Below are 13199 nucleotides of genomic sequence, written 5' to 3' on the forward strand. Positions count from 1 at the left end.
GAAGGAATATCACATGTCAACTACTGCAACGAAATACGACATTGTCGTCGGTGTCGACGGCTCCCCGGAGTCGAAGGTTGCCGTCGACTGGGCGGCCCGCGACGCGGCGTTGCGCGGCGGGCAGCTGCACCTGGTGCACGTGCTCAGCTCACCCGCGGTGATGACGTTCCCCGAAGTGCCCGTGCCGAGCGGTTACTTTCAGTGGCAGGAGGATTCGGCTCGCGAGATCCTGGCCGGCGCGGCGGAAACCGTCGCAGCGGCCACCAAAGACGACCCGGTGAAGGTCACCAGTGAGATCGTGAGCGGGTCTCCGGTACCGACGCTCGCGGACCTGTCCAAGGACGCCCAGCTGATCGTGGTCGGATGCCGTGGACGCGGCGCGCTGGCCCGCAGTCTGCTGGGCTCGGTCAGCACCGGCCTGGTGCACCACGCGCACTGCCCGGTCGCCATCATTCATGACGAGGATCCGTTGACGGCTCGCCCGTCGAAGGCCCCGGTGGTCGTCGGTGTCGACGGTTCGCCGGCCTCGGAGAGGGCGCTGGAAATCGCGTTCGAGCAGGCCTCATTGCGCGGCGTGGAACTGGTCGCCGTGCATGCCTGGAGCGACACCGGGGTGTTCGAATTCCCCGGTCTGGACTGGTCGGCGCTGCGATCGATCGCCGAGGAGACATTGGCCGAGCGGCTCGCAGGCTGGCAAGAGCGCTACCCCGATGTCGTGGTGCATCGGCTGGTGGTGGCCGACCGGCCCGCCCAGCAGCTCATCGAGCAGTCGGAGTCGGCTCAGTTGACGGTCCTCGGCAGCCACGGACGTGGCGGATTCGCCGGGATGCTGCTCGGGTCGGTCAGCACCGCGGTGGTGCACGGATCCCGGCAGCCGGTGATCGTCGCGCGCAGCAGTTAGCGCCCGAACACTTCGGGATGCAACGCATTACGGCAGTGGTGCACTCCAGCGAAGCACCGTACCGCCGCCCTCGGCGTTGTCGACGGTGAAGTCCCCGCCGACCTCGTACGCCCGGCGGCGCAGGTTGATCAACCCACTGGGGTTGACCTCGGCCGGCATGCCGCGACCGTCGTCGACCACCTCGATCGCCAGCTCGTCCTCCACCCGAACGGTGACGCTGAGTGACTGGGCGTCGGCGTGGCGCACCGCGTTGCTGACCGCCTCCCGAACCACCGCCTCGGCGTGATCGGCCAGCCCCGCTTCGACCACCGACAGCGGCCCGACGTACTGAATGGCGATCCGCGGCCCCGAACCGGCGAACCCATTGACAGCGTCGTCGAGGCGCTGCCGCAGCTGTGTGGTGGCGCCCACGGACCCGCCGTGCAGGTCGAAGATCGCCGTGCGGATCTCCTGGATGACCTCTTGCAGGTCGTCGACGCTGCTCGTCAGCCGCTGCCGCACTTCGGGCAGTCGGCTGCGCGGAATCGTGCCCTGCAGGGAAAGCCCGATCGCGAACAACCGCTGGATGACGTGGTCGTGCAGGTCGCGGGCGATCCGGTCGCGGTCGGAGAGCACGTCGAGTTCGCGCAGGTGCCGTTGCGTCGAGGCCAACTGCCAGGCCAGCGTCGCCTGGTCGGCGAACCCCGCCATCATGTCGAGCTGTTCGTGGCTGAACGTCTGCCTGCCGAGGCGCCGCAGAATCACCACCACGCCGGCGACGGTGTCGGTGGTGCGCAATGGCAGCACCAGCGCGGGGCCGATCCCGGGTATCGCGGGCAGTTCGTCGCTGATGTCGGTGAACCGCTGCGGTGCCTTTTCGGCGAAGGCATGGCCGATGACGCTGTCCCGCACGGTGATTGGCGGCAATGAGCCGGGCTGGCCGACCTTGCCTGCCGTCTCCACGACGAGCAATTCCTCGACCTGGTCGACGGGCAGCTGAATATCGCTGGGCACCGCGACCAGCACCACGTCCGCCGAGGTGAGTTTGAGCGCCTCGTCGGCGATCAGCCGGAACACCTGGGCCGGGTCCGCGCCACCCAGCAACTCGGTCCCGATGTCGCGGGTCGCCTCGATCCAGGACTGCCGCGTGCGGGACTGTTCGTAGAGCCGGGCGTTGTCGATCGCGATCCCCGCCGCGGCGGCCAATGCCTCGACCAGGACCTCGTCGTCCTCGCTGAACGGCTGCCCGTCCGCCTTGTCGGTGAGGTACAGGTTGCCGTACACCTCGTCGCGGATGCGCACCGGAACGCCGAGGAAAGTGCGCATCGGCGGGTGATTCGGCGGGAAACCCACCGACGCCGGATGCTGGGTGATGTTGTCGAGCCGGATCGGTTTCGGTTCGTCGATCAGGTGGCCGAGGACGCCGCGGCCGGAGGGCAGCGGGCCGATCAGTTCATGGGTTTCGGCGTCGATGCCCTCATAGATGAACTCGACGAGCTCATGGTCGTGGCCGCGGACACCCAACGCTCCGTAGCGGGCGTCGACGAGGTCGATCGCCGTGTGCACGATGGTCTTGAGCGTGATGTCCAATTCCAGACCCGAGGTCACCACGAGCATCGCTTCGACCAGACCATCGAGCCGGTCCCGGCCCTCGACGATTTGCTCTACCCGGTCCTGGACCTCGACAAGTAGCTCGCGCAGGCGAAGACCCGACAATGTGTCACGCAGCGGCGACGCGGCCTTGCGATTCCCGTTTGGTCCGACATTGTCGGTCACAGCCCTCATGTTGCCACCAGAAGGCAACGGCCGCTTCACTCTTGGCTGCGCTGATTGTGGTCGAGCTTCGAGATGAACACCGCGGCTTGGGTGCGACGCTCCATCCCAAGCTTTGCCAGGAGACGCGACACGTAGTTTTTCACCGTCTTCTCGGCGAGGAACATCCGCGCGGCGATTTGCTTGTTCGTCAGCCCCTCGCCGAGTAGGCCGAGCAGTACCCGTTCCTGTTCAGTGAGACCCGACAGGGGATCGGAACGTTCAGCGGCACCGCGCAACTTGGCCATCAGCGCCGCGGCGGCCCGATTGTCGAGCAACGACCGGCCCGCGCCGACATCCTTGATCGCCTCGGCGAGCTCCATGCCCTTGATGTCTTTGACCACGTAGCCGCTCGCCCCGGCGAGGATCGCGTCGAGCATCGCCTCGTCGGAGGTGAACGACGTCAGCATCAGGCACCGGAGGTCCGGCATCCGGGAGAGCAGATCGCGGCACAACTCGATGCCGTTGCCGTCAGGCAGGCGTACGTCGAGCACCGCGACGTCGGGGTTGAGCGCCGGGATCTGCGCCAATGCGTGGGCAACCGAACCGGCTTCGCCGATGACTTCGAGATCGGGATCGGCGGACAGCAGGTCGATCAGTCCACGGCGAACGACTTCGTGGTCATCGACGAGGAAGACCTTGACCATGGTGCAACGATATCGGCAGTTCGCTGTCGCGTGTCACAACAATCGCTGACGGTCGACGACCAGAACCGAGCAATCGGTGTTGTGCAGGGCCGCCGACCCCGTCGGACCCAGGAGTTCCTCGATGCCGCGGGCGTTGCGTGCGCCCACCACGACGAGCTGGATGGACGCGGCGTTTTTGGCCAGATAGTTGAGCGCATTGCCGTGGATCGCGACCGGGCGAGCGTCCAGATCGGGATATTGGTTCTTCCAATGCGACAGCCGCCGGTCCAGTTGCGCGCGCACCATCCGGTTGCCGTCGGAGACGGCGTGGGAGTCGTGAACGTCGGTGTACCGCGACTGCCACGAGCCGAGAACCCGCAACGGTGCGCCCCGCAACCGCGCTTCGGCGACGCCGAACTGCAGTACTGCAGCGCTCTCGGGGGATTCGTCGAGCTCGACGACGATCCAGCCGGGTTCGTGCCCGCCGATCGGATCCTCGCCCCGCACGATCGCGACGGGGCAGTGCGCCGCGGTGACCAGAGCGGTCGCCGTCGACCCGATGCGGTCGGCGTCGAAGTGCTTGAGGCCGACCTCGCCGACGCAGATCATCGCCGCCACCCGGGACGCTTCCACCAGGGTGGCGATCGGCCGGCTCTGGAGGATCTCGACTTCGAGCTTGACCTGCCGCCCGGTGGCCTCGACCGCGTCTGCCGCGGAGCGGACGGCCAATTCGGCGCCGGCCAGCAGGCGCGCCTCCTCCTGCGGGTCCACCGGATCCGGGCCGGACGGGTGGATCGCATAGACCAGCCGCAGCGGAATATCGCGGCTGACCGCTTCGTCGATCGCCCACAAGGCGGCTCGCACAGCGCCCCGAGAGCCGTCGATGCCGACCACGATCGACGGCGGTGTGAACGATTCGGGCATCAGGGGCTCCCCGGGACGGCGGACTCCATTGTCACCGACGGCGACGCAACCGCGAGGTGAAACGCCAGGCCGCTAGCCGGCCGCGGCTTCGATCTCCGACATCGACGTCGCGAAAAGCTGACTGGCCAGGTTGGACAACGCCCTCGCAACGGCCACCTCGTCGCGCAGTTCCACCGCGTGCTCGGTGCCGGCATCCATACGGGCGATCCCCATGCCCACCAGTGCGGTACTGCGCCAGGAGAGCAGCGCGGTGGCCCGAGTGCGATCGGCATCCTCGTCGACGGCGATCAACACGGCCGAATGCTTGGTCTGGTCGAGATCTTCCATGACGTCCCCCTCAGTCATATCGATCCGACCATGTCGGCCGACGCTGCCGATAGGGGCTGAAGTCCCATCGGAGCGGGCCGTTCGGCGGCTCAGCGCTTCGGCTTCGGCGGCGCGAGAACCTTCATGACCATGCGCATCGCCGGCTCGGGAACCCGGTCCTTCATGGCGAGTGCGGTCTCGGCGACGCGGCCGCGCGCCGGGGTGCCGCGGCCGAACAGCCGATTGAACGGACCGCCCGACGGTTCCAGCTCGACATGCATCGGCGGCCCGCCGTCGGCGGCGCCGAGCGCCGAGGAGATCACGATCCGCTGAATCTCGCTGGTGCCCTCGAAGATGGAGCGCTGCGGTCCGACTACACCGGATCGGTCGGTCAGCTTGGAGTCAATCTCGCTGGTGCCCTCGAAGATGGTGTACAGCTTGGCGTCGCGGTACCACTTCTCCACCGGATGGTCGCTGATGTATCCCCAGCCACCCATGGTCTGGATGGCCCGCTCGGTGGTCTTGACGGCGATCTCACTGGCGGCCAGCTTCGCCATCGAACCTTCGCCGCGCTCGAACGGCACACCGTTGGCGGCCATCCAGGACGCCCGCCAGGTGAGCAGCCGGGCCGCGTCGATCCCGGTGGCGAGGTCGGCCAGCGGGAAGGCGATGCCCTGGTTGTCGATGATGGGAGCGCCGAACGCCTCGCGGCGGTTGGCGTATGCGGTGACGTATTCCAGTGCGGCGCGGGCGATTCCCAGTGCCTGGGCTGCGACCATCGGGCGAGTCTGCTCGAAGGTGCCGAGCGTGGCCGAACCGGAGCGTCGCCCGCCGGTGGCCATGGCCTCGCGGGTCTTGGCGAGCTTGTGCTCGAGCTTGTCCTGCCCGCCCAGCAGGTTCGCGCCGGGCACCCGAACGCTGTTGAATTTCAGCTCCGCGGTGTGCGATGCGCGGCACCCGAGCTTGTCGAGCTTGCGGACGAGCTCCAAACCCGGTGTGCCACCGGGAACTACGAACAACGCCTGCCCGCGGTGGCCCAACTCCTCGTCGACGACGGCGTTGACGACGTGCACGTTGGCGATGCCGCCGTTGCCGATCCACATCTTGTGTCCGTCGATGATCCAGTCGTCACCATCGCGACGGGCCCGAGTGCGCAGATTGCGCACATCGCTGCCGCCCTCCGGCTCGGAGATCGCCAACGCGGCCAGCTTCAGATCTCCCGGGGTGCCGAAGCACTCGGGCGCCCACGTCAGCATCTGCTCGGGGGTGGCGGCCTGGCCGATCGCCGACAGTGCCAATGCCGGCATGACCACGGCCAAACCGATTCCGGCGCAACCCCAGAACAGCTCCTCCATGAACATCGGCAGCGACAGGCCGGTCGGATCGCCGATGAGGTCGCGGTAGAAGAGCGGACTATAGAACCCTCGAGCAGCCGCGTCCTCTAATACCGGCCAGGGAAACTCCTGGCGCTTGTCGTAGTCGCCGGCAACCGGCCGGATGCAATGTTCGGCGAACTCGTGCGCGCGGCGAGCGAGATCGTGCTGCGCCGTCGTCGGCGTGAGGTCCAGACCCATGGTGCGTCCCTTCGACGCTTGGGTGATACCTCGGGTATCGCATGATCAAACGTCGGGCCGACGGGCCGGAAAAGTTGGAGCCCGGGCTGCCGCGGAGTCGGGTTGCACGGCAGCTCGGGGCTGACTGGGATATCGACAGCCGACCGGTGGGCGTTACGGACGTTTTTCGCCCCTGGCGGCCGGGTAGTCGACCGGACACGGAGGTGATGTCGATGCCCAAGACAACCAAGAGCGGCGACGCCAAGAAAAGCGAATTGCCCAGCACTCTGAAGAAGTCCGACGCGAAGGCGCAGCGGACGTTCGCCAAGGCCCACGACGCGGCGGCCGAAGAGTACGGCGAGGGCGAACGGGCCCACCGGGTGGCCTACAGCGCGCTCAAACACAGCTACGAGAAGGTCGGCGACCACTGGGAGGCCAAGACCTCGAAGGGGCCCTCGGATTCCCGGGCGCGCAGCGGAGGTCCCAACCCCACCGGCACGAGCGCGGAAGGCGTCGATGCCAATGCGAGCAAGAAGCATCTGCTCGACGTCGCCAGACGGCTCGACATCAGCGGACGGTCGTCGATGAACAAAGGGGAACTCGTCGACGCGATCATGAAGGCCAATCGCCGCGAGAGTGCCCGCAACCGCTGATCAGCCGTCCCCACGGGGTGTGGCCGGTGCCGGCTCGGAGTCGCTGAAGAACTCCAGAAGGTACCGGCTCTCCTCGATCTGGCCGATCGTGCGCCGGGCTTTCCTGCGGGTGATCAGGATCCCGGCGATCGCGAACGCCCACACGGCGTATTGGACGCACCAGGCCAGCCGGAACGATTCGAACGAGTAACCGCCGGCCGCCCCGATGATCACGCCCATCGCCTGCATGACCAACAGCGACGCCAGGAAGCCGCCCATGTTGACCGCCCCCTGAGCGGTGCCCAGCGTCGAGCGGGGATTGAAGGTGCGGGCGAAATCGAACCCGACCATCGATCCCGGGCCGCCGAACGAGATCACCACGATCAGGACGACCAGAAGCCAGTGCGGCGCGGCGTGGGGCAGGGCGAGCACCACCGTCCAGATGAGCGCATTGCTGACGACGATGCCCAGCACGATCCACGACCGCCGGTGCGGGTGCCGGCCGGTGATGATCCCGATGAGCACCCCGAAGACGATCGCCGCGACCACCGAGATGGTCAGCAGTGTTCCCGCCTCACCGCGCGAAAGATTCTGCGCCACCGTCAGATACGGGACGCCCCACATCAGGGCGAAAACGGTGACCGAGAACTGGGTGCCCATGTGGGTGAAAAATCCCAACCGGGTTCCCGGGCGCATCCAGATCGTCTTCACGCTGGCCAGCGTCTCGCGCACGCTGACCACCGGGTCGTGGACGGTGACGCCGGGTGGTGTGTTCTTCACCAGGGCCAGGGTCAGCACCAGGGACAGCACACCGAACGCCGCGACAGCCAGATAGGCCCGGGTCCACCCCGACCCGATGAGTAGCGACATGAACGGCACCGCCGAAAGCACCTGTCCCAGTTGGCCTGAGATGCCGGTCAGCTGGGTCACCAACGGGATCTGGCGCGGGGTGAACCAGTGCGGTACCAGCCGCAGCACCGAGATGAACGTGAACGCGTCGCCGAGCCCCACGACCGCGCGGGCGGCGATCGCCGTGGGCAGCGACACCGTGACCGCCAGCACCAGCTGTCCCGCGACCATCAGCGTCGCACCGGTCAGAATCATCTTCTTGGATCCGAAGCGGTCCAGGAGCAGGCCGGCCGGGATCTGTGCGGACGCGTAGACGATCACCTGCAGCACGACGAACGTCGACAGCACGCCGGGGCTCGCCGAGAATCGCTTGGCGGCGTCCAGCCCGGAGACCCCCAGCGTGGTGCGGTCCAGGACGGCCACGACGTAGGCCAACGTTCCCGTCGACCACACAATCCAGGCCCGCACTGTCGATCACCCTTTCGTCGATCCGCCCCACCAATCATCTCCCGGCGGCGCAAATTGATTCCCGGGCTATACCCGCGTTGACGCGGGATCACCGCCGAAGCGTTGAGCCAGCCACACCGGAATGATCGCCAGCACGGTCAGCGTCGCGGCGACCACGTTGATCACCGGAGCCTGGTTGGGCCGGAACAGGTTGCCGAAGATCCAGATCGGCAGCGTCTGCACCGTCGGGCCGGCGGTGAACGTGGTGACCACGATCTCGTCGAAACTGAGCGCGAAGGCCAGGATCGCGCCCGCGACGAGCGCACCGCGCATCATCGGGAAGGTGACATAGCGAAACGTCTGCCAACCCGAGGCGCCCAGGTCGGCCGATGCGTCCTCCAGGCCGGTGCCCAGCCGGCGCAGCCGGGCCTGGGTGTTGTTGAACACGATCACGATGCAGAACGTGGCGTGACCGACGATGACCGTCGCCAGGCCCAGCGTCATCCCCAGCGCCGAGGTGAACGTCGCGTTCAGCGCGATACCGGTGACGATCCCGGGCAGCGTGATCGGCAGCACCACCAGGAAGCTGATGGTCTGTCGCCCGAAGAACTCGTAGCGCTGTACGGCGAACGCGGCCATGCTGCCCAACAGCAGCGCAAGAACCGTCGCGCACAAGCCCACCACCACCGAGTTCGCCAGCGAATGCCACATGCCGTCGCTGGCCCACGCGTCCGACCACCATCGCAACGTGAAACCGCTTGGCGGGAAAGCGAACGTCTTCGAGGCGTTGAACGCGTTGACGACCACCAGGAGCAGCGGCGCGTACAAGAAGACGAGCACGAACAGCGTCCAGATCCGGACCAGTCGGCGCAAGGTGGGCGACAACATCAGACGTTCTCCAATGCGCCGGTGCGCCGCATCGCGAGCAGGTAGAGCACGATCGCCGCCAGCGGGATCAGCGACAGCGCGGCGGCCAGCGGCTGGTTGTTGGCGGTCACCAGCTGGCCGTAGATGATGTTGCCCAGCATCTGGGTTTTGCCGCCGACGATCGTCACCGCGATGTAGTCGCCCATCGACAGCGAGAACGTGAAGATCGAACCGGCCGCGATGCCGGGAAACACCAACGGCGCCACGATGGTTCGCAAGGTGGTCAGATCCGACGCGCCCAGGTCGGAGCTGGCGTCGATCAGCGGGTCGGGTACTCGCTCGAAGGCGGCGAACACCGGGATCACCATGTACGGCAACCAGAGGTAGGCCAGGGTGAGCACGGTGGCGATCAGGCCGTAGCCCGGTGTGTAGCCGGCCACCCAGTGCAGCGGGCCCTCTGGCGACAGCAGCATCCGCCAGGCGTAGGCCTTGACCAGATAGCTGGCCCACAGCGGAGTGGTGACCGCGACCACCAGGGCCAGCCGCACGCGGGGCGAGGCGACCTTGGCCATGTACAGACCGAGAGGTACGGCCAGCACGATGCAGATCGCGGTGACGCTCAACGCAATTCCGACCGTGCGCAGGGTGGCTGTGCGGAACACCGCGTCGGTGACGACCCGCACGATGTTGTCACTGGTGTAGGAGCGCACCACCGCGCCGGTGAAGGTGTCGGTACTCCAGAAGGCTGAAATCAGCAGTACGCCAAGCGATCCCAGGTAGGCCACGACCAACCAGGCCAGTGGCGGAACGAGCAGGAAGGCGAGACGCAGGCGACGGCTCACCCCGTGGCTCAGCCCTTGATCTGCTGCCATTTGTCGACCCACTCGCTGTAGGCCGTGCAGTTGTCACCGCTGCCGTCCACGCATTGTTTCTGCGGCGTCGTCCAGTAGCTGATCTTCTCCGCATAGGCGGAATCGGTGGCGTGGTAGGTGTCGCAGAACGTCTTGTCGCTGGTGAACTCGCAGGCCTTGGTCTGCGCGGGGGCCTCACCGAAGTACTCGGCCACCTGGGCGTTCACCTGGGGCGAGGTGATCCAATCCATCCACTGGTACATGCAATTGGGATTCTTGGCCTTCGACGAGACCATCCAGGTGTCCGACCATCCGGTCGCGCCTTCCTTGGGCAGCACGGTGGCGATCTTGACCTTGTTGTCGGACGTGATCATGTTGGCGATGACCTGCCAGGTGGTGCCGATCGCCGAGGTTCCGGATTCGAAGGCCTGCACCGCCTTGGTGTAATCCGACCAGTATTCGCCGATGTTGCCGTGCTGTGCCTTCAGCAGATCCACCGCGGCATTGAGCTGGTCCTCGGTCAAGGCGTACGGATTCTTGATGCCCAGTTCGGGTTTCGTCTTCGACAGATACAGCGCGGCGTCGGCGATGTAGATGGGGGAGTCATACGCGGTGACCTTGCCCTTGTACTCCGGGGCGCCCGGGAACACCGCACCCCAGCTGTCCGGCGCGCCCTTGACGACATCGGTGTTGTACATCAACAGGTTGGCGCCCCAGCCGTGCGGGATGCCGTACATCTGGCCGTTCACCGAGTTCCACGGCTTGTCCTTGAGGAACGACGAGATGGTCTCGTAGTTGGGCACCAGCTTGGTGTTGACCGGGGCGACGTCGCCCGCGTAGATCAGACGCAGCGTGGCGTCACCGGAGGCCGAGACACCGTCGTATTGGCCGGTGCGCATCAGCTGCAGCATCTCGTCGGAGGTGTTGCCGATCTTGACGTTGACCTTGCAGCCGGTCTTCTGCTCGAACGGGTGCACCCAGTCGACCTTGGGGTCGTTGGATCCGTCCTCGGCGTAGCCGGGCCAGGCGATCAGGTTGAGCTGGCCCTCGCCATTGCCGAGGGCCGACATCGGCTCCATCTTGGGCGGTGCGGTGGTGCCGCCGCCGCCGGAGTTGTTGGAACTCGAACAGGCGGCGACCAGTGCGGCGCACACGGCGAGCGTAACGCCGAGGCGGCGGGTGGTGGTTCTCATGGCGAGCTCCTCTTCTCAGGCGGACAGGGATCGGACGGCGCTGTCTGGCCAGGCCAGGACGACAGTTGCACCGTGGGCGAGGTCGGTGGAGGCCTCGGCGGACAGCAGGGTCGCGGTCAGACCGACCCCCGATGCGTCGACGGCGACCCGGGTGATCGGTCCCGCGTACACCACTTCGGCGACTTGGGCGGTGACACTGCGCATTCCGGCCGGGACTGATTCGTCGGGTGCCAGCACGGCGATGCGCTCGGGGCGGATCGCGACGGTGCCGGCCCGGCCGACGAGCGCTTCGGCGGTCGCGCCGTCGACCACGTTGGAGGTGCCGACGAAGTCGGCGACGAATCGGTTGGCCGGGTTCTCGTAGACCTCACGCGCGGCGCCGACCTGTTCGATGCGGCCCTCGTTGAACACCGCGAGCCGGTCGCAGAGGGTGAGTGCCTCGTCCTGATCGTGGGTGACGATGACGAACGTGATGCCGACCTCGCGCTGAATCGCCTTGAGCTCCACCTGCATCTGCTCGCGCAGTTTGAGGTCGAGCGCGCCGAGCGGCTCGTCGAGCAGGAGCACCTTGGGCCGGCCTACCAGCGCGCGGGCCAGGGCAACCCGCTGCTGCTGGCCGCCCGACAGCTGCGCGGGCTTGCGCGCCGCATGCCCGGACAGCCGCACCATGTCCAACGCGGCTGCCGTGCGCTCGCGGCGTTCGGCTTTGGGCACGCCCTTGACCTTCAGGCCGTACTCGACGTTCTGGGCGACCGTCATGTGCGGGAACAGCGCGTAGTCCTGGAAGACGGTGTTGGTGTCGCGCTTGGCCGGCGGCAATGCGGTGACGTCGGCACCACCGAGGTGGACCGTGCCCGCGGTCGGCTGCTCGAAACCGGCGATCATCCGCAGCACGGTGGTCTTGCCCGAACCGGACGGACCGAGGATCGCGAAGAGTTCCCCGTCGGCGACGGTCAGGTCGGCGCCTTCGACCGCGGTCACCTCGCCGAATACTTTCCGCACCCCGCGCAACTCGATCTGCGGTGCGCGAGAGGGGGCCGACGGCATGGGTGGATCCTACGGATTGAGTTGTCGACCCGCAGCGTCATGGTTGACTTCGCCGGTTGGTGAACCTCTGGACCACCGGATTCGCGATTGACGCCGCGGCCGCCGAAAGGTGATGCAGATGTGACCGGTGTCGTTGGTGTGGTCGCTGAGGCAATTGTCATATTCTGAGGTGCGTGTCCATGTCGCGACGCGACGTCCTCAAACTGGCCGCCGCCACCCCGGCCGCCCTCGGTCTCGGGACGCTCGCCTCGACCCTCGCGGCATCCGTTGCGAGCGCGGAGCCGGCTGCCGCCGCCACCGGCTCTCTCGGTGTTCTGTTGGACTACGCGGCAGGCGTCATCAGCGCACGTGATCTGAAGGCATCCGGCGCCGTCGGCGCCATCCGGTACGTCTCGGACCGGCGCCCTGGCGGGGACTGGATGCTGGGCAAGCCGATTCAGCTGACCGAGGCCCGCGATCTGTATCAGGCCGGTCTGAAGATCGTGTCCAACTACCAGTTCGGCAAGCAGGACACCGCGGACTGGCTCGGCGGCCAGCAGGCCGGGCTCATCCACGCCAAGCGGGGCTGGCAGCTGCACACCGCCGCCGGAGGCCCGGTAGCCGCCCCGATCTACGTGTCGATCGACGACAACCCGACCCCGGATCAGTACAAAACACAGGTCGCGCCATACCTGCGGGCTTGGGAATCGGTGCTCGGACATCAGCGCGTCGGCGTGTACGGGAACTCGAAGGTCATCGACTGGGCGCTGCAGGACGGTCTCGGATCCTGGTTCTGGCAGCACAACTGGGGATCGCCGAAGGGGTACACGCACCCTGCCGCGCACCTGCATCAGGTGGAGATCGACCAGCGCAAGGTGGCGGGCGTGGGAGTGGACCTGAACAACATCCTCAAGCCTCAATTCGGCCAGTGGGACTGAGTCAAAGCACAAAACTTACCGGCTGGTAAGGATTTGCCAGCAAACTCGGCGACGCCATTTTGGTGAACAATTGTGGACTGAAAAACCTAGCAAGTGCTTGGGCTGAGATCTTGGCCGCAGACGCGCGCGGGAAAATCGACAGGTAACGATTCGATAACAATCGTGCTTTGAACAGCACTATTGCGCCTACTCAACCGTAACCACCTGCATGCAGGACGTTTGTCCCGGATGGTCTGGGCGCCTGTTCGACGCGGTGTTACCCATCGTGCTGTTACCCGTCCGTAGAACTCGTCAG

The 13199-nt window shown here is 66.5% G+C and carries 13 protein-coding genes; 3 read left to right on the top strand and 10 right to left on the bottom strand.

Annotation, left to right across the window (positions count from 1 at the left end; translation table 11 throughout):
* The first annotated feature begins 13 nt into the window (after positions 1-13).
* A complete protein-coding gene (locus tag D3H54_RS09360; RefSeq protein WP_149378805.1) occupies positions 14-901 on the top strand; it encodes a universal stress protein in 888 nt (295 codons plus the stop codon).
* A 27-nt stretch (positions 902-928) separates the two neighbouring features.
* Here the strand turns inward: D3H54_RS09360 and D3H54_RS09365 are convergent, their stop codons facing one another.
* The 5 genes from D3H54_RS09365 to D3H54_RS09385 form a co-directional block, all read right to left on the bottom strand.
* The gene (locus D3H54_RS09365; RefSeq protein ID WP_149378806.1) at positions 929-2665 is read right to left on the bottom strand and encodes a sensor histidine kinase; all 1737 of its coding nucleotides are present in this window, start codon (positions 2663-2665) and stop codon (positions 929-931) included.
* 26 nt (positions 2666-2691) lie between these two features.
* Positions 2692-3339, bottom strand: coding sequence for a hypoxia response regulator transcription factor DosR/DevR (gene dosR / locus D3H54_RS09370; protein WP_115320853.1), 648 nt, complete (start codon positions 3337-3339; stop codon positions 2692-2694).
* 33 nt (positions 3340-3372) lie between these two features.
* Entirely contained in the window at positions 3373-4242 is an 870-nt protein-coding gene (locus D3H54_RS09375) for a universal stress protein (protein WP_149378807.1), read from the bottom strand.
* A 72-nt stretch (positions 4243-4314) separates the two neighbouring features.
* Positions 4315-4587 (bottom strand): dsRBD fold-containing protein, encoded by a 273-nt coding sequence (locus tag D3H54_RS09380; RefSeq protein WP_286199185.1) that lies wholly within the window; start codon positions 4585-4587, stop codon positions 4315-4317.
* Positions 4588-4658: 71 nt separating this feature from the next.
* Positions 4659-6122 carry an acyl-CoA dehydrogenase family protein gene (locus D3H54_RS09385; RefSeq protein WP_149378808.1) on the bottom strand — a complete coding sequence of 488 codons (1464 nt, stop codon included), beginning with the start codon at positions 6120-6122 and terminating at the stop codon, positions 4659-4661.
* A gap of 212 nt (positions 6123-6334) precedes the next feature.
* On the opposite strand from D3H54_RS09385, the gene D3H54_RS09390 reads away from it, so the two are divergent.
* Positions 6335-6754: a ChaB family protein gene (locus tag D3H54_RS09390; RefSeq protein ID WP_149378809.1), complete on the top strand. Its 420-nt coding sequence runs from the start codon at positions 6335-6337 to the stop codon at positions 6752-6754.
* Here the strand turns inward: D3H54_RS09390 and D3H54_RS09395 are convergent, their stop codons facing one another.
* From D3H54_RS09395 to D3H54_RS09415, 5 genes are all read right to left on the bottom strand, one after another.
* A complete protein-coding gene (locus D3H54_RS09395) occupies positions 6755-8050 on the bottom strand; it encodes an MFS transporter (protein WP_149378810.1) in 1296 nt (431 codons plus the stop codon).
* Positions 8051-8116: 66 nt separating this feature from the next.
* Entirely contained in the window at positions 8117-8917 is an 801-nt protein-coding gene (locus D3H54_RS09400) for an ABC transporter permease (protein WP_149378811.1), read from the bottom strand.
* Positions 8917-9768 (bottom strand): ABC transporter permease, encoded by an 852-nt coding sequence (locus D3H54_RS09405; protein WP_149378812.1) that lies wholly within the window; start codon positions 9766-9768, stop codon positions 8917-8919. The genes D3H54_RS09400 and D3H54_RS09405 overlap by 1 nt, the downstream gene beginning before the upstream one ends.
* Positions 9747-10940, bottom strand: coding sequence for an ABC transporter substrate-binding protein (locus D3H54_RS09410; RefSeq protein WP_149378813.1), 1194 nt, complete (start codon positions 10938-10940; stop codon positions 9747-9749). The genes D3H54_RS09405 and D3H54_RS09410 overlap by 22 nt, the downstream gene beginning before the upstream one ends.
* A gap of 15 nt (positions 10941-10955) precedes the next feature.
* A complete protein-coding gene (locus D3H54_RS09415; protein ID WP_149378814.1) occupies positions 10956-11987 on the bottom strand; it encodes an ABC transporter ATP-binding protein in 1032 nt (343 codons plus the stop codon).
* 173 nt (positions 11988-12160) lie between these two features.
* Here D3H54_RS09415 and D3H54_RS09420 point away from each other — a divergent pair, with 173 nt between their 5' ends.
* Entirely contained in the window at positions 12161-12904 is a 744-nt protein-coding gene (locus D3H54_RS09420; RefSeq protein ID WP_149378815.1) for a glycoside hydrolase domain-containing protein, read from the top strand.
* Positions 12905-13199: the final 295 nt, after the last annotated feature.

The sequence above is a fragment of the Mycobacterium sp. ELW1 genome, assembly GCF_008329905.1.
Classification (GTDB): Bacteria; Actinomycetota; Actinomycetes; order Mycobacteriales; family Mycobacteriaceae; genus Mycobacterium.

Bases quoted from the DNA above. Each gene is read 5' to 3' on its own strand.
- D3H54_RS09405 (WP_149378812.1), bottom strand. From the start codon at position 9,768: ATGGCAGCAGATCAAGGGCTGAGCCACGGGGTGAGCCGTCGCCTGCGT.
- D3H54_RS09410 (WP_149378813.1), bottom strand. From the start codon at position 10,940: ATGAGAACCACCACCCGCCGCCTCGGCGTTACGCTCGCCGTGTGCGCC.
- D3H54_RS09390 (WP_149378809.1), top strand. From the start codon at position 6,335: ATGCCCAAGACAACCAAGAGCGGCGACGCCAAGAAAAGCGAATTGCCC.
- D3H54_RS09400 (WP_149378811.1), bottom strand. From the start codon at position 8,917: ATGTTGTCGCCCACCTTGCGCCGACTGGTCCGGATCTGGACGCTGTTC.
- D3H54_RS09385 (WP_149378808.1), bottom strand. From the start codon at position 6,122: ATGGGTCTGGACCTCACGCCGACGACGGCGCAGCACGATCTCGCTCGC.
- dosR (WP_115320853.1), bottom strand. From the start codon at position 3,339: ATGGTCAAGGTCTTCCTCGTCGATGACCACGAAGTCGTTCGCCGTGGA.
- D3H54_RS09380 (WP_286199185.1), bottom strand. From the start codon at position 4,587: ATGACTGAGGGGGACGTCATGGAAGATCTCGACCAGACCAAGCATTCG.
- D3H54_RS09415 (WP_149378814.1), bottom strand. From the start codon at position 11,987: ATGCCGTCGGCCCCCTCTCGCGCACCGCAGATCGAGTTGCGCGGGGTG.
- D3H54_RS09375 (WP_149378807.1), bottom strand. From the start codon at position 4,242: ATGCCCGAATCGTTCACACCGCCGTCGATCGTGGTCGGCATCGACGGC.
- D3H54_RS09365 (WP_149378806.1), bottom strand. From the start codon at position 2,665: ATGAGGGCTGTGACCGACAATGTCGGACCAAACGGGAATCGCAAGGCC.
- D3H54_RS09360 (WP_149378805.1), top strand. From the start codon at position 14: ATGTCAACTACTGCAACGAAATACGACATTGTCGTCGGTGTCGACGGC.